At 49.6% G+C, this 15,690-nt stretch carries 14 protein-coding genes; 3 read left to right on the top strand and 11 right to left on the bottom strand.

Features of this window, described 5'->3' with window-relative positions; all coding sequences use genetic code 11:
• Nucleotides 1-12: 12 nt before the first annotated feature.
• A complete protein-coding gene (locus ACYVFD_RS06335; protein ID WP_461088936.1) occupies nucleotides 13-339 on the top strand; it encodes a hypothetical protein in 327 nt (108 codons plus the stop codon).
• Nucleotides 323-676, top strand: a complete 354-nt coding sequence (locus tag ACYVFD_RS06330; protein WP_461088935.1) for a toxin-antitoxin system TumE family protein — start codon at nucleotides 323-325, stop codon at nucleotides 674-676. The genes ACYVFD_RS06335 and ACYVFD_RS06330 overlap by 17 nt, the downstream gene beginning before the upstream one ends.
• Here ACYVFD_RS06330 and kdpA read toward each other — a convergent pair.
• The 11 genes from kdpA to ACYVFD_RS06275 all read right to left on the bottom strand — a co-directional run bounded on the left by kdpA (nucleotide 663) and on the right by ACYVFD_RS06275 (nucleotide 14,075).
• The gene (gene kdpA, locus ACYVFD_RS06325) at nucleotides 663-2,393 is read right to left on the bottom strand and encodes a potassium-transporting ATPase subunit KdpA (protein ID WP_461088934.1); all 1,731 of its coding nucleotides are present in this window, start codon (nucleotides 2,391-2,393) and stop codon (nucleotides 663-665) included. The two genes, ACYVFD_RS06330 and kdpA, sit on opposite strands and share 14 nt — an antisense overlap.
• Nucleotides 2,394-2,405: 12 nt before the next feature.
• Nucleotides 2,406-2,486, bottom strand: a complete 81-nt coding sequence (locus ACYVFD_RS06320; protein ID WP_461089458.1) for a potassium-transporting ATPase subunit F — start codon at nucleotides 2,484-2,486, stop codon at nucleotides 2,406-2,408.
• 441 nt (nucleotides 2,487-2,927) lie between these two features.
• Nucleotides 2,928-4,877 (bottom strand): KUP/HAK/KT family potassium transporter, encoded by a 1,950-nt coding sequence (locus ACYVFD_RS06315; protein WP_461088933.1) that lies wholly within the window; start codon nucleotides 4,875-4,877, stop codon nucleotides 2,928-2,930.
• 169 nt (nucleotides 4,878-5,046) lie between these two features.
• Entirely contained in the window at nucleotides 5,047-6,417 is a 1,371-nt protein-coding gene (locus ACYVFD_RS06310) for a sigma-54-dependent transcriptional regulator (protein WP_461088931.1), read from the bottom strand.
• 48 nt (nucleotides 6,418-6,465) lie between these two features.
• Complete coding sequence (locus tag ACYVFD_RS06305; RefSeq protein WP_461088930.1) at nucleotides 6,466-7,191, bottom strand: superoxide dismutase; 726 nt, start codon at nucleotides 7,189-7,191, stop codon at nucleotides 6,466-6,468.
• Nucleotides 7,192-7,193: 2 nt separating this feature from the next.
• Complete coding sequence (locus tag ACYVFD_RS06300; RefSeq protein WP_461088928.1) at nucleotides 7,194-8,348, bottom strand: chromate transporter; 1,155 nt, start codon at nucleotides 8,346-8,348, stop codon at nucleotides 7,194-7,196.
• 11 nt (nucleotides 8,349-8,359) lie between these two features.
• Nucleotides 8,360-8,890: a hypothetical protein gene (locus tag ACYVFD_RS06295; RefSeq protein WP_461088927.1), complete on the bottom strand. Its 531-nt coding sequence runs from the start codon at nucleotides 8,888-8,890 to the stop codon at nucleotides 8,360-8,362.
• Nucleotides 8,891-8,968: 78 nt separating this feature from the next.
• On the bottom strand, nucleotides 8,969-9,832 hold the full coding sequence (locus tag ACYVFD_RS06290) for a chromate resistance protein ChrB domain-containing protein (protein ID WP_461088926.1): 864 nt from the start codon (nucleotides 9,830-9,832) through the stop codon (nucleotides 8,969-8,971).
• A gap of 79 nt (nucleotides 9,833-9,911) precedes the next feature.
• On the bottom strand, nucleotides 9,912-11,072 hold the full coding sequence (locus ACYVFD_RS06285) for a Gfo/Idh/MocA family protein (RefSeq protein ID WP_461088925.1): 1,161 nt from the start codon (nucleotides 11,070-11,072) through the stop codon (nucleotides 9,912-9,914).
• A gap of 87 nt (nucleotides 11,073-11,159) precedes the next feature.
• The gene (locus ACYVFD_RS06280; RefSeq protein ID WP_461088924.1) at nucleotides 11,160-12,539 is read right to left on the bottom strand and encodes a putative oxidoreductase C-terminal domain-containing protein; all 1,380 of its coding nucleotides are present in this window, start codon (nucleotides 12,537-12,539) and stop codon (nucleotides 11,160-11,162) included.
• A 117-nt stretch (nucleotides 12,540-12,656) separates the two neighbouring features.
• A complete protein-coding gene (locus tag ACYVFD_RS06275) occupies nucleotides 12,657-14,075 on the bottom strand; it encodes a Gfo/Idh/MocA family protein (RefSeq protein ID WP_461088923.1) in 1,419 nt (472 codons plus the stop codon).
• 240 nt (nucleotides 14,076-14,315) lie between these two features.
• On the opposite strand from ACYVFD_RS06275, the gene ACYVFD_RS06270 reads away from it, so the two are divergent.
• Nucleotides 14,316-15,680 (top strand): OmpA family protein, encoded by a 1,365-nt coding sequence (locus ACYVFD_RS06270; protein ID WP_461088922.1) that lies wholly within the window; start codon nucleotides 14,316-14,318, stop codon nucleotides 15,678-15,680.
• Nucleotides 15,681-15,690 lie beyond the last annotated feature (10 nt).

The following is a 15,690-nucleotide window of genomic DNA, read 5'->3' as shown; positions in this document are numbered from 1 at the left end:
ATGTGTGTTGTTATGACGGCTTCTCTCAACCCCGCCCTGGACGAATTAGCCCATGCTTTGGGCTACCGAAGTGCAATAGACTTTACCCGGATTCAACTTGAGAATATGGCGGTCCAAAAACTTGCCTATTTCAAAAGCCGTGTTGAACTCTACGAACAGAAGTACGGCATGTCGTACCAAGAGTTTATGAATCGTGTTGTTAACCAGCATGATACCGATTTGAATCGTTTTGGAATTTTTGAAAAAGAAGACGATTCATTTGATTGGGACGATAGCCTGCACTCGGTTCAATTCTATCAGCAACAGCTCGCAACGTTGGCGAATGGAGGAACTGCTTAGTCAATTCGATGACCTGATTCTTGCCCATAAAATCAGGAAGTACGACGTTCCGGGTGACCGATCTACAGTACGCACTGAACTGACGTTAAGCAATCACTCCCGCTTAATTGCGTATGAGTCGTTCTTTTATGATACGCATAGGCAGAAATACAGCTATCAATGGATTTCGTCCGACAATCAGCATATTCATCGCTGGGATAATGCCCATGACGTAGCGGGTATCGCAACTTCTCCCCATCATCAGCATGTTGGTTCCGACGAAAATATTCAGCCGTCTGAACCGATGACGCTCGGCAAAGTGCTGGCCTTTATCGCGGCTCGCCTTACCGCAGACTGAAATATTCGGCCAGCGGGCCAAGGGCCAATGCGGGAAAAAACGATAAAGCGGTCAGAATAAGGATAACAGCGAAAATCATCAGTCCAAACGTAGGCGTATCGACCGGTAATGTGCCGGACGATTCAGGAACGTACTTTTTACGAGCCAGTAAGCCCGCAATGGCTACCGGGCCGATGATGGGAATGTAGCGTCCGAAAAGCAGGACAAAACCCGTTGAAACGTTCCAGAAGATGTTGTTATCCCCCAGCCCCTCGAAACCTGAACCGTTGTTGGCGTTGGCCGATGTCATTTCATAAAGCATCTCCGAGAAACCGTGAAACGCTGGGTTATTTAGCCAGGTTGAGGGTTTCACGCCCAGGTCGGACGCAACCCCGGCCGCATCACCATATTGAACAAAAACCCAGGCAGCCAGCGCCGTACCTCCTTTTACCAGCAGGGCGCTCAGTAGAGCTACCAGCGAGGCAATCTTGATCTCGCGGGCTTCTACTTTTCGGCCAAAAAGTTCGGGCGTTCGGCCCACCATCAGACCGGAAATAAAGACAGCGATGATCAGGAAGTAGTAGAAGTTGAGCAATCCGGCACCCACACCCCCATAAAACGCATTGACCATCATGCCCAGCAATTCCATCGCTCCTGACAGGGCCATTGACGAATCGTGCATCGAGTTGACCGATCCCGTTGAAATGATCGTGGTGACGATACTCCAGTAAGCCGAAGCCAATGGCCCAAACCGAACCTCCTTACCTTCCATAGCACCCGTTGGCTGACTGATACCCAGGTGAGCAATTGCCGGGTTGCCACCTAGTTCACTCACGATGGTTGGTATCAGGAGCAGGAGCATCCCGACCGTCATTACGCCGTAAATAACCCAGGCAAATCGTTTGCGGTTGATGAAATAGCCCAGCGCAAAAATCATAGCAATGGGCAGCAACACCTGCACTACCATCTCCACCATATTGGTCAGGTAATTCGGGTTTTCGAGTGGGTGAGCCGAGTTGGCACCAAACCAGCCTCCGCCGTTGGTACCCAAGTGCTTAATGGCAATCATGGCTGCGGCTGGCCCCCGCGATATGCCTACCGTGTCGCCCTGCATGGTCACAATGGTATCCTTGCCATCAAACGAAGCGGGTACACCGTTGAATGCCAGAATCAGCGCGATAACGAGCGCACCAGGCAGCAATACCCGCGTGATGGAGCGTGTAAACAGCACGTAAAAATTGCCGACAGTTTCGGTGCTTTGCGGCAGAAACGACCGAAACAGCAGCACCGCAGCCGCCATACCCGTAGCCGCCGATACAAACATCAGAAACATCATAACGGCCAGTTGCGTCAGGTACGTAACCCCCGACTCGCCCGAGTAATGTTGCAGGTCGCAGTTGACCAGAAACGAAATGGCCGTATTAAACGTAAGATCAGGTGTTTGTGAGGGGTTGCCGTCGGGGTTGAGTGGTAAGCTACCCTGAAACAGCAGCAGTCCGAAAGCCAGCACAAACCAAACCAGATTGATGGTCAGCAAGGCCGCCAGATTTTGTTTCCAGGTCAGATCAGCCGACTCCGGCACACCCCCAATCCGATAAATCAGCCGTTCGAGGGGTTTCATAAAATCAAGGGCGGAAGGTTCGCTTTTAAAAACGCGGGCCAAGTATTTCCCCATCGGAATTGCCAGCAGCACCGTCAGGCCATACATGACAAATACCCCCATCCATTCAGTAGTCATGGCAGAAGTCGATTAAAATTTTTCTGGTCGTATCAGCACGTACAGCATGTAGGCAAAGACCAGTAGAGAGATGATAAAAACAAGTGTGATCATGGGAGTTGAATGTTGAATGATTGAGTGATAGAATGATTGAATAGTCAGTACAAACCCTTATTCAATCATTCAATCATTCAACATTAGTTAGATACGTTCGAACCAGTCGATGGCTTTGTAGAAGATGGCGAAGCAGAGCAGGGCCAGAACGAGAAGCAGCAGAGCGGTACTCATGATGTTGGTTATAAGTTTCGGACAGGATATGCCAAACCATATACCAGTTACGCCAACTAAACCAGCCCCTACAAGTAAACCCCTGATAGTCAGAAACCTAAACTCCTGTTTACTTGAAAAGCAGGCAGCTTATAAAAAATCGACCCTACCATTTTGGTAAGGTCGATTTTCAAATTGGAAAGATTTTTAGCTGAACAGCCCTACCGTTTTAAACATCTGTAACGGCCTGTATTGCAAGCCAGCGCTTTCAAAACGGAGGAGTCCCCTTTATTCCTCTTTCGGAGCGATCCGCTTGAGAGGTAATGATTTGGGCCTGGTAATGACCAACGGAATGGCTTCAACCGTAACATTGCTGGTATCTAGCCCGTAGGCAGCTTGTGGCGCTAATGCAATATTTTTGAGCAGCATATAACCGAACATAATTATCTGCTGACGCACCGATAGGTCGTTTTCGTAGGAAAGGAATCGCCGGAAAAGCACAAACCGGAAGTCGCCGGGAACGCGGTGCGAACTGAGCGATTTATACCGACTCTCAATGGTAACTTCATTTTTCTCAACCAAATCCTCAACTACCATCCTGAAGAGCAGATTGATGCGGGGTTCAATGCGGAAGCCCAGGTAAAACGTAACTACATAGACATCCTCCTGCGCCAGTGTATCGACCGAATAACGCATCACGTAGGGTTCATCTTCCACGCAAACATGAATAAACCAGTAAATATCCGCTCGCTTGGGCGCCCGGTTCAGAATCGAATATAAGATTTCCGATTCAATGCGCTTGCTGGAATCGGATGTGGTCAGATACACCAGATGCGTGGCAAATTTCGGAATGTTCGGATCGTTGCTTAATGACTTCAGAATGGGCAGGTTGCTGGTTAGCGATTCGTACTTGATCAGGCTTTGCTTTATCGACTCACCCTCGTGCCAGAACAGCATCATCGCCATGATCAGCAGGCCCAGCGTGACCGAAATCCAGCCACCTTCCTCAAATTTCACCAGATTGGCAATCAGAAACGTGGTTTCAACCGTCAGGAAAATACCGGTCAGAACAATCTGAAGAATGGGGTTGAACCGCTTTACGCGCATGTACATACTCATGAGTACGGTCGACATGAGCATGGTAAGCGTAACGGCCAGTCCGAAAGCAGCTTCCATATTTTTCGATTCCCGAAAGTAAAGCACAATCAGGCAGCAGCCGACCATAAGCGCCCAGTTGACAAACGGCACATACAGTTGTCCCCGCTCATTGGATGGATACGCCACCCGCTGACGGGGCCAGAGCGTCAGTCGCATGGCCTCACTGACGAGCGTAAACGACCCGCTGATCAATGCCTGCGAAGCAATGATTGTCGCCAACGTTGCCAGACCAATGCTAAACACCACGATAGAGGGCGGCACAATGCTGTAAAACGGACTCGTCTCGCCCAGCCGCTGACCGAGGTGATGCATGAGCCAGGCCGACTGCCCCGCATACGATAGCAATAGCGTCGTTTTTACGTAGACCCAACTGACACGGATGTTGCCCCGGCCGCAATGCCCCATGTCGGAATAGAGGGCTTCGGCTCCGGTTGTGCAGAGGAATACGCCACCCAATAGCCAGAAACCGCTGGGGTAAGTCATCAGGAAATGGAGCGCATAGTAGGGATTGATTGCTTTAAGAACCCCAGGCTGGCTCCATAACGCCCAAAGGCCAATGACGCCAATGAAGGAGAACCAGACCAGCATAACCGGTCCAAAAAGCCGTCCTAGTTGCTGGGTGCCAAACTGTTGACCGACAAACAGCGCAATCAGAATAGCGATGACTATGGGAACGGTGTCGAGTTTTGGATAGAAAATCAGCAGTCCTTCCACAGCCGATGACACCGAGATGGGTGGCGTAATCAGCCCGTCGGCCAGTAGAAAAGAACCGCCAATTACAGCTGGATACATCAGCCATCGGCCTGTATACCTCCGAACAAGAGTATATAGCGAAAATATACCGCCTTCTCCCTTGTTGTCGGCCCGAAGAGTAATAACGACGTATTTGATCGTAGTCTGTAATGTAAGCGTCCACAGAATACAGGAGAATGTTCCTAGAATCAGCGTTTCGGATAGCTCACGCCCGCGCATAACGGCCGATAAGGTGTAAAGGGGTGAGGTGCCAATATCACCGAAAACAATACCAATAGCGACCAAAAGCCCCTGCGCTGAAACCTTGTTGAGCGATGTAGACGACATGTCGAATGAAAAAATAGGCTGTTTTAAAAGAATGCCTGGAATTTTATTAAATGGAGACTCTTTGTCATTCCGACCGGGACGCGTAGTCGAAGGAGGAATGACAAAAAGTCTCCATTTCGGCTTCTGTTTAGAATTTTAGATAACCTCTTTGGGTCAAGATACTTAGACTTTATTCTCCTTGCAAAGTATCCATTTCGCTCAGTTTTCGGTAAAGGCTCGTCAGGCCAATACCGAGTAACCGGGCCGCTTCTGCCTTGTTACCGTGCGTATGCTGTAAAACCCGGCGGATGTGCCGTTGTTCGACCGTTGCCAGATCCAGCGCTAATTCGTTGCCCGCATTCGCTGCCGGGCCAGCCGTTTGCATTTCATACGGAAGCAGTTCGGGCGTGAGTTCAGTCGGGGTGTTTTGAGGAGATTCGGCTAGAATGACCGCTCGTTCGATGATGTTTTTCAACTCACGGATATTCCCTTTCCATGGATGTTGCTGGAGTTTCTTGACAAATTCGGCACTGAGTCGGATGTCGCGCTTGCCGAGCTTAGCCGCATATTGTCGGGCAAATTGTTCGGCCAGGTCAGGTATGTCGTCGCGTCGGTTGCGGAGGGGAGGCAGCTCAATCTGGAATACAGAGAGCCGATAATACAAATCCAGCCGAAAATGACCCGCGTTAGCTTCCTGCTCCAGCCCCCGGTTGGTAGCCGCAATCACCCGTACATCGGTTTTGGTCGGTTTGGTATCACCCACACGCAGAAACTCATGGGCCTCGAGCACACGGAGCAGCTTGGCCTGTAGATCGAGCGGCATTTCGCCAATTTCGTCCAGGAAAATGGTCCCTTTAGCGGCTTCGGCAAACAGCCCTTTCTGGTCGCGGCTGGCTCCGGTAAATGCCCCCGCCCGGTGTCCGAAGAGTTCGCTTTCCAGAATGTCTTTGCCCAGCGCCCCACAGTTGATGGCCACAAACGGCCCTGTCCGGCGTGGGCTAGCCTGATGGATGGCTTGGGCAAATACTTCTTTGCCCGTACCCGTTTCACCCGTCAGCAATACAGTAGCGTCGGTAACGGCTACCTTTCGGGCCAGATCGACAGCTTGCTGAACGGCTTTTGAATGACCGATAATACTCTCGAAGCCATGCCGCTGATTAACCTGTTTTTCAAGCTGCTGTATCCGAAACTGAAGCGTCGCTTTCTCAATAGCCCGGCTGACCAGTGGGATGATCCGGTCGTTATCATCGCCTTTGGTGATGTAATCGAATGCACCATTTTTAATAGCCGTAACGCCGTCTGAAATGGTCCCATAAGCGGTCAGGACAATAATTTCAGTGGCTGGGTAAAGCTGCTTAATCTGTGCTGATAGGTCAATACCGTTGCCATCTGGCAACTTAACATCACTGATAACCAAATAGACTTCCTCGCGTTCCAGAACCTTCAGACCAGAGCGGGCATTTTCTGCTTCCAGTACAGTATATCCTTCGAGTTCCAGAATCCGAGCCAGTAACTGACGCAGCCGTGACTCATCGTCGATCAGCAGAATAGGAGCAGGCATAAAAATCGCATCGTTTCTTCGGCAAAGATGAGAAACCGAACGAAGAATTCAGCGCATCAGTTTGAGGGCTACGTCTAATCGTTGAGCCGCATTATCCCAATTAAGGACCTTGAAAAGCGTATCAACAAAGTCAGCCCGCTTATTTTTATGTTTAAGGTAGTAGGCATGTTCCCACACGTCGATGACCAGCAAGGGAATCACACCCCATTGGGTTAGTTTCTCATGGTTTTCGCATTGCAGAACGGTCAACTGATTCGTGTAGGGCAGGTAGCCCAAAATACCCCAGCCATTACCATCGACATTTTTAGCGGTATGCGCCAATAGCCCTTTTAGCTTGTCATAGGAGCCAAACTGCTGATCGATTCGTTTGCGAAGTTCGCCTGCTGGCTCTGTGGCGTGGTTGGTTAAATTGGTCCAGAAAATGGTATGCAAAATATGGCTGGACAAGTGCAGGGAGAGCTTTTTAGTCCAGTAATCGACCGTCTCAAACGTAGCGGCATTGGTAGCATCCCGAATTTTCTGCACCGCCGTGTTCGCCGTTTTTACCGCATTACCATGGTGAAACGTATGGTGCAGATAGACCGTTTCTTCATCCATATAGGGTTCCAGGAAATTATTGGCAAACGGAAGCGCCCCCAACACAAACTGTCCCTGAGCATCGGTAAGTTTATCTAAACCACCATCGCGCAAACTGCTAGTGAAGGCATCGGTGCCCATCAACACGCCAGCACCAGTCAGGGCGGTAGAAGCCTGCAAAAATTGTGTTCGATTCATGACTAAAGAATGGTTTTAAGAAGAATACCTAACAGGCCTGCCCCGGCAATCAGATAGGGTTCCTGGATCCATTTTACACGCCAAAGTAAATAGCCGCTTAGTAAGGCAATGCCTACCGCAGGCCAATCAACGAGCGAACGCTGGGCCAATATAACCACGGCACCCGCGATAGCCCCAACCGCAGCCGCCGTTACGCCATCCACAAAAGCCTTGAGTGCAGGTAGTTTACCATACCGACGAAAATAAGGAGCCGGTAACACAGTAAGGACATAGCAAGGCAAAAACGTGGCTAGTGCAGCCGTGCAGGCACCCGGAAAGCCTTCGACCAAATAACCAATAAAACCGACGGTAATCACCACCGGCCCTGGCGTGATCATGGCAACCGCTACGGCATCTAAAAACTGTTGTTCCGTAAGCCAGCCGTACTCTTTTACGACACCACTGTACAGAAACGGTACAATGGCCAGCCCGCTCCCGAAGACAAATGCGCCCGCTTTGGCAAAGAACAGACCCATTTTAAACAAGTTACCCGAATAGCCAGTGGGTAGTATCTGTGTTAAAAATCCCAAAGCCGGAGTGGTCAGGGTATTGGAGATTGAGGAACGAATTTGAGGAGGTGATTTAACTAGCCAGACCAGTACACCAGCCCCCAGAAACAGCCAGATATTCTCATCCTTCGTCCAGATGGTCAGCACGGCCGATACCGCAAAAATTGCCCATAGCAATCGCTGTTGTCCCAACGATTTTTTAGCCAGCTTATAGGTGCTGATGGTGATAATGCCAATTACAGCAGCCCCGATTCCGTAAAAAATAGCCTGCATGCCCGGCAATCCGCCAAAGCGGACATACGCCCACCCAATGGCAACGACCATTAGAAACGAAGGTAATACAAACGCCAGTCCAACCCAGGTAGCGCCCAGAATCCCATAATGCACATACCCCATATAAATAGCCAATTGAGCCGCCAGGGGACCGGGGGCCAATTGGGCCAGAGCAAGACCCTCTTTATAATCTTCGTCCGAAATCCATTGGCGGGTTTCCACCAGATCGCGGTGCATATAGCCAACCAAAGCGACCGGGCCGCCAAAACCAATGGCACCCAGCCGTAAAAAATAGGCCGAAAGTTGTCGAAGCGAGTAAACAGGTTGTGTTTCCATTGCCTGCTTTGTTAAAACCCAATGCCAAACTGAAAACCAATCGTTACAGAAGCGGGTCGATCATTACCGAAGCGCACTGGAACCGGTACAGCCACAAAATATGAACTGGCGGCATTTCGTTTCACTACCTTGTTCAATACGGGTGTAAATCCATAACGCCCCGCCGTCTCGAAAGCGGCCCGCCCAACAAACGTATAGCCATGTCCCAGATTGACCAGTAGACCTGGATGAAACAGAAAATTAACCATCCGACTGCTACCGTTTTCAGCCCGGACCAACGGGACAAATTCTGCCGAGAAACCAATTTTCTGACTTTTCCAGATATTGATCCCCGTTGGCAATCCCACAATATAATAATCACCAAAATTGCCCTGCGTCCCCTCCGAACTAACAGTAATCAGCGGGTGTAGTAGTCCCACATACCCGGCTATACGCGGATAAGTAATGGAAGTATCCTGCGCTTGTGAAACCGATCGATTGATCATCACCAACCCAATTGACAGGAGAAAATAAGCTTTTATAGATCCTAAAAAACGTACCATAGTAAACCGATAGATTCAGGCTGTAATTCATATCGGCTGCAATGCTACGAAGGAGCTTTTCTGCAAAATAGAACAGAATTATCTGTTTGTATCTTCTTTACCTTTTCCCAGGCTTTTTCGGTAATCGGATGGGTTTTTGCCGGTATGTTTCTTAAAAATCCGGGTGAAATGGCTTTGATCCGAAAAGCCGGTCAGGTAGGCAATTTCGGATAAGTTATGCGACGATGATCCGAGTAGATGAATGGCTTTTTCAATTCGAAGCTTACGAATGTATTCACCAAATGACAGGTTGTCGAAGTAGTTGGCAAACTCGCGGGAAACGTAGGTAGGATTTAGCTGTACGGCTTCCGAAATTCCTTTTAGGCTAACAGTCAGATTGGTATCGATATGATCCTGGATCAACTCTTCCAGCTCGGTAATCCAGGCAGGTACTTTGCCCGTCTTGCCTTTTTTAGTCTTGATATAGCTGTTAAATACATCCAGTAATGCATGTTCGGTAGGGTTTTGCGTGTGCCGTTCGTGCTGAAGATGTTTGGCCCAACTATACAACGCATTGTACAAAATCATGCCCTGCTCCAGCAATTCATGATCGTTTTTGTGGTTAAAAGCTAACCCTGCCGAAATAGCCCACAACCCAGCCACTTGTGGCGCAATACTGTGATCGTCGGTATCGGCTCCCCGAATAATTGGGGCCATTGCGTGCAACGCCGGATCGGTTAGTTTGTACTTCGCCAGAAAATAATCGAACGTACATTGCCTACCATAGTGCGAAAATTCAGTATTCGGAACGTCGAAGGGGATGGCTTGTAACACCGCAGCTTTTTCGAGTACCTCTACGTCGGGAACGAACACAAACTCGGCATCAGTGTCAATAAATCGTCGGATCAGCCAGGGACAGGCAATGCGGTCGATCTTGGGCCGTTCGCGCGTAATCCATTTCATGATTTACAGTTTGAGGTTTCAAGTTAGCTGGCATATCGGTAACTTCTTGCATCAGCCAACTTGAAACCTCAAACAACTACTATTTTTTCAAATGAATCACCTGTGCATTTTTCTGCGCTTTAAGGGCCAGTTCCGTCGCCAGGAAGCAATGTTCCTGCGACATGGCCGTTTCGGTGCGGTTCAGTACATCATTGACCAGTTGTTCGCCGTAAGGTAGCGTCTCTTTGCTGCAATCGATGTAGCGGGTTTCTTTCTTATCGGTAATGAACAGGTGATTACCCCCTTCGCGTCCACCGGGATCGATGTTTTTGCGGAGTTCCATAAAGCCTTCGGTACCCAGAATCGTTAACCGGCCATCGCCCCAGCTTTTCAGTCCGTCGGGCGTAAACCAGTCGACCCGGATATAGCCCATACCGCCATCGCCACGTAGCATCACATCGCCAAAATCTTCAAAATTCGGATACTGTGGAAAATGGAGATTACCTACCTGCGACGCAACGATGTCGACTTTGGTTGACCCGGTGAAAAACAGAAACTGATCGAACTGGTGCGACGCAATATCGCAGATAATGCCACCGAATTGCTTTTTCTCAAAAAACCAGGCTGGGCGCGATGCGGGCGTCATGCGGTGTGGTCCTAACCCAATCGTCTGGATCACGTTGCCAATGGCCCCTGCTTTGACTAACTCTCCAGCTTTCACGGTGGCTTTATTTTCCAACCGTTCGCTGTACATGATCGAGTAAATGCGCTTGGTTTCTTTCTGCACTTTACGCACTTCGGCCAGTTGCTCAAGCGTGGTGATACCCGGTTTATCGGACATAAAATCCTTTCCGGCTTTCATGACCCGAATGCCTAGTGGCGCTCGTTCGTTGGCAATAGCCGAGCTCAGCACAAGCTGTATGGACTTATCTTCCAGAATTTCAGCCTCGCTTTTAGCCTGTTTCGCCTGCGGAAATCGCTTGGCAAATTCAGCCGCTAATTCGGGTTCTTTGGCATAAAACGAAACGAGTTCACCGCCACCCCGCTGTACAGCACCCACCTGTCCATAAATATGTCCGTGGTTCATGCCAATAACGGAAAAGCGAATCCGGGCGGCACCGGTCGGCACCGACTCACTGCCCAACGATGTAGACCGAACAATAGCTGGCGCACCAATCAACTCGTTCGATAACGAGGGCGCAAGAACCAATCCAGCCGCTGTGCTGATGGTCTCTTTGATAAAGTTTCTTCTTGGGTTCATTGCAATTTTGAATGATTGAATGATTGAATAATTGAATTGCTGATGTATCACTTTATGATTCAATCATTCAACAATTCAATCATTCAATCATTTAGATTTCTTTGCCAGCTCCAGTGCCTGGGTGGTGGTGTAATATTTGGCAATCATGTTGGGCACTTCCCAGGCAGGCAGACTACCCGCCTTAAGGTAATCGAGGTATTTCTGCGCTACCCGACCAAAATGGGCTTCGTGTCCTTCTTTGTACTTATCGGGAATGATGACTTCCCATCCGGTCGCTATTTTCTTCACCTCAACACCCGGAAACTCCTGCTGGATTTTAGGCAATACCGTTTTGATAGACGCTTCCATATCTTTGCTACCCGGAACAGCTTCGATGTACAGCGTCGGTTTGTACTGTTGTGGTGCGCCCTGCCGAATGATCAGGTTCGCTTTGGTGCCGCGCATAATGGAGTAGTGGGTGTCGCCCGCTCCTTCGGGCGCTTTGTAGGCCCAAGTAACCGATACTTTCGCGTGAATGCCCTTCAACTGGTAGTTGATTTCGCCGTTGCTGTACACCTTCAGGACGCTGTCTTTCACCACATCTTTTTTGAGGTAATCGGGAAAGGCTTCCTGCTTCGTAATGGCTTTGAACTGGCTCAGGCTCATGTCGGTGGTCCAGCGACGGGCCGATGTCAGGCTGATGTCTTTCTGGTAATCAATCGTTTGCTCGGGAAAGCACTCCCACTGGACCAGATCGACCAGGTGCGTGGTTACGTCTACGATACCTTCGCCCTGCTGGGTCACGTCCATGAACCAGGCTGGCCGGGTCAGGATGCTACCTGATACGTTTTTGTAAAAGTGATGAACGCTTTCTTTCGTTACGGCTGGGTTTTCGGGCGTTCCTTTTTCCAGGGTTCCAAATACATCGGCCTGCTGCGAAAAAGCGCGCTGAAGCATGGTTGTGATTTCATACCGTTCGGTCATGATGTCGTACAGCAGAACTTTGTTTTTCTCGGCAGAAGCAAACGCATCTTTCAACTCTTCGAATTTCGATGCCTCAATCACCATCGGTTTGTCGGCCAGCACGTTAAAACCGGCTTCGATGGTTTTCTTGATATAATCGGTTTTGAGTCGGTTATTACCCGCCATCACAACTACATTTCCCTTCTTTTCTGCAATCATTTTCTCCAGAAAATCAGTGCCTTTATACACCTCTTCTTTCCAGTGAGTTGGGCTTTCGAACCGGGTATTGTAGCCGTTGATTTTATCCAGATGCAGCTGAAGATCAGGGCCATCGGGTGCGTACACATGTACGACGGAATCGACACCTTCGAGGCTATTTTTCTGAACGAGGGCTGCGTGAAAATGACCGGGGTCGAGCGTAATCAGATGAACTTGGTCACCGGCTTTTTCACTTTTTTCGGACGACTGGCAAGCAGTAATGATCGCAGCCATACACATAATGCCAACGGTGGGCAGCAGTTTCATTGGTAAACTGGTTAATGTTTCAGGTTGAATGTCGTAAGTCTCCGTGTTAACGGTTCAGGTTGGCGAACGTACCCTATCTTTCACCAACCTGAACCGTTAACACGGAGACATTGAACTTTACTTCGCCGAAGCCAGCGCCTTAATGGCGTAGGGAGCGCGTTGTGGACGCGACAGCAGTTTATTGGCTTCAGGGTCGTTTTTGAATTGTTCTTTTTTAGGGTCCCAGTAGAGTTTACGATTTAGTTTCATCGCTGCATGGTGCAACAAACAAGCCGTGCAGGAACGGTGCCCCACTTCAACGGGTGCAATGGGCTCTTTGCGGCTCACGATGCTTTCCAGCCAGTTTCCGTGGTGTTCCTTACTAACAGGCAGATGCACTTCGTTTGGTCCGATAACAGAGGTAAGCAGTTTAGGATCGCTGGCATCCAGTTTCTTGGCGGCATTCTGCTTCGCAATCGGGTCGCTACTCGTTACGCTACCATCCCCGCGTGAAACGAAAATCCAGCCTTTAGTGCCTTCAAAGCGAATACCGTTGGCAATCTCGTTGGTCACAATCATGTGTACGCCATTGGCATACATGGCTTCGGTACGGAAGATGCCGTGTACATCCCACAGGCCGCTTTTGGGGAAATCGGCTTTACCCCAGATTTCGACCGGACCGGTGTATTCGGTATCCATCGCCCAGTGTGCCGAATCGATGTGGTGGGCTCCCCAGCCCGTAATCATCCCGGCACCGAACTGTTCGCAGCGTAACCACCCCGGCCGGTCGTAACCCACCTGCGGGTGTACTCGTTTTTCGGTATAATACACTTCGGGCGTTGTACCCAGCCACATATCGTAGTTCAGATTTTTAGGAACTGGCATTTGAGGCTCTTCATCGCCCGATGGGTCGCCCGGAAGACCGACATAGACCGTTTTCAGCTCACCAATCCGGCCATTACGCACCAATTCAGCTGCATAGCGAAACTGTTCCGACGACCGTTGCTGGCTCCCGACCTGCACAATCTGTTTCGACTGTTTCACGGCATCGGCCATCATACGCCCTTCGGCAATGGTGAGCGAAGCGGGTTTCTGCATATACACGTCCTTTTTCGCCCGTACCGCATCGACCACAATCGGCGCGTGCCAATGGTCGGGTGTACTCACCAGCACGGCGTCAATGTCTTTATTCAGTAATAATTCCCGGTAATCGGTATAAACCCGAACGCCGTCATAATTGTCCTTACCCGTCTTTTTGGCATACACCCCATTAACGAGTTTTTTCGCATCCTCGGCCCGATTGCTATCCAGATCGCAGACCGCCATAATCAGGGCATTGTCGTACTGCCACACACCCGGCATGTCGTGTCCACGCGAGATACGCCCTGTACCAATAGCGGCTACATTGATTCGGTTGCTGGGCGCATTTTTACCGAAGACCGAAGCCGGTACAATCGTTGGGAAACCACTCATGATTGCCGATGATGCCAGCGTGCCTTTGGCCGCCAGATCCAGAAATCCCCTCCGCGAAATAGTTGTATGTTTATCGGATGCCATGATCGTAAGAGTCAGGTACAGTTTATCGTATACCTAAGAGCTAATCGGGCAATTTTTACTATTCTTCTCTACTCAAGTCCTTCATTTAGAAAGATTATAGCCTCTACACTGTAACCATCCTTTGGTTTGTTCGTCTCATTCAGGCATTCAGGAAACCTCTACAGTCGACCTAATTTCAACGCACAATAAATCTGTACGGCCCGTTAACTCCTGATCATTAACCATTTACTTCTTGTACCTATGCGGCAACGCGCTTTACTCTTCTTCTTATTGGCCGGACTCACTTCGTCCTGCATGATGGGTTCCTATCCATCGGGTTATCCCTCAGGTGGTAGCCAATATCCATCCAGTGGCCAACAATCACCCGACGATACCTATCCCAACGCTGGCAATCAGCCGGGTAGTGGTCGTGCTGCCGACCCAGGCGTCACGGTGAATAGCATTCGCTTAACAGCCGATTATACCATTTTGAATTTGACATTTACAGATAATGCTCAACCAAAGTATGATCAAAATGGGCGCGTTCTACCTTCCGGTAATACGATTGGCTTCGATCCTACTAGCTATCTTGTAGCGGCCAATGGCGCCCGAACGTTTGCGTTTGTCCGCGCTGATGGCATTCCAGTAAAGCAGGAGCGCACCGATCCAAATACCGGCAAACGGGTACTCGTAGGACGAAACACCTATCCTGGTGAACAAGTCAATTTCACCGTATTTTTTCAACGGTTAGACAAAGGGTTGGAAAATTTCGACCTGTTTGAATGTCACTCGGATGCATACACCTGCTGGAATATCTATAACCTATATGTCAATAACCCAGCCGATCCGGTCGTGTATAATCCGCCAACGGCTCCTACGCCCGTACCAGTACCAAACTTACCTAAAAAGAAGTCGGATGTTCCCCCCGCACCTACCGGTAATTCGGGTGGTGAGATGGAAGCACCAAAGACGAAGCCGACTCCAGCTCCAGCCCCAGAGGTTACGGCTGTGACGGTGACGGGTAAAGTCAGCGATGCAAAAAACAAACGGCCTGTTACAGCTACCATCGATTACCAGTTATCATCCAGCAAAACAGCCGTCGATTCAGTTCAGAGTTTTGCCTCGACAGGAGCCTATAAAATGACGTTGCAGAAAGGACAGGTCTACACCTACATCGTGTCGGCACGCGGCTATCAATCGACTAATGGCGTACTAGACCTAAGCAAAGTGGCGGGTGGCAAAAGTGTTACTCGCGATATACCCCTAACGCCTTTGGCTGTGGGTGATAAGGTGACGCTGAAAAACGTCTATTTCGAAATGTCGAAATCGGACCTGTTACCGGCTTCCTTCGCCGAACTGGACAAACTCGTAACCATGATGCAGGACAACCCGAACATGAGCATCCGACTCGAAGGACATACCGACATCATTGGCGATCACGATAAAAATCTGCAACTCTCCCGCGACCGGGTGATTGCCTGCCAACGGTATCTTGTCCAAAAAGGCATCGACATTGACCGTATCCAAACAATAGGCTACGGCGATACACGCCCTATTCTGACCAAAGGAACCGACGAAGAGCGTAAAGTAAACCGTCGAGTCGAGTTTGTGATTTTGACTATTTAACGTTCACCTC

The organism is Spirosoma gilvum, from assembly GCF_054776815.1.
Note: the sequence above shows the minus strand (reverse complement) of the source record. Positions and strands in the feature narration are given on the sequence as shown.

Coding starts and splice junctions, on each gene's coding strand:
- kdpA (WP_461088934.1), bottom strand. CDS start 2,393: ATGACTACTGAATGGATGGGGGTATTTGTCATGTATGGCCTGACGGTG.
- ACYVFD_RS06335 (WP_461088936.1), top strand. CDS start 13: ATGACGGCTTCTCTCAACCCCGCCCTGGACGAATTAGCCCATGCTTTG.
- ACYVFD_RS06305 (WP_461088930.1), bottom strand. CDS start 7,191: ATGAATCGAACACAATTTTTGCAGGCTTCTACCGCCCTGACTGGTGCT.
- ACYVFD_RS06270 (WP_461088922.1), top strand. CDS start 14,316: ATGCGGCAACGCGCTTTACTCTTCTTCTTATTGGCCGGACTCACTTCG.
- ACYVFD_RS06285 (WP_461088925.1), bottom strand. CDS start 11,072: ATGAACCCAAGAAGAAACTTTATCAAAGAGACCATCAGCACAGCGGCT.
- ACYVFD_RS06315 (WP_461088933.1), bottom strand. CDS start 4,877: ATGTCGTCTACATCGCTCAACAAGGTTTCAGCGCAGGGGCTTTTGGTC.
- ACYVFD_RS06300 (WP_461088928.1), bottom strand. CDS start 8,348: ATGGAAACACAACCTGTTTACTCGCTTCGACAACTTTCGGCCTATTTT.
- ACYVFD_RS06295 (WP_461088927.1), bottom strand. CDS start 8,890: ATGGTACGTTTTTTAGGATCTATAAAAGCTTATTTTCTCCTGTCAATT.
- ACYVFD_RS06280 (WP_461088924.1), bottom strand. CDS start 12,539: ATGAAACTGCTGCCCACCGTTGGCATTATGTGTATGGCTGCGATCATT.
- ACYVFD_RS06330 (WP_461088935.1), top strand. CDS start 323: ATGGAGGAACTGCTTAGTCAATTCGATGACCTGATTCTTGCCCATAAA.
- ACYVFD_RS06310 (WP_461088931.1), bottom strand. CDS start 6,417: ATGCCTGCTCCTATTCTGCTGATCGACGATGAGTCACGGCTGCGTCAG.
- ACYVFD_RS06320 (WP_461089458.1), bottom strand. CDS start 2,486: ATGATCACACTTGTTTTTATCATCTCTCTACTGGTCTTTGCCTACATG.
- ACYVFD_RS06290 (WP_461088926.1), bottom strand. CDS start 9,832: ATGAAATGGATTACGCGCGAACGGCCCAAGATCGACCGCATTGCCTGT.
- ACYVFD_RS06275 (WP_461088923.1), bottom strand. CDS start 14,075: ATGGCATCCGATAAACATACAACTATTTCGCGGAGGGGATTTCTGGAT.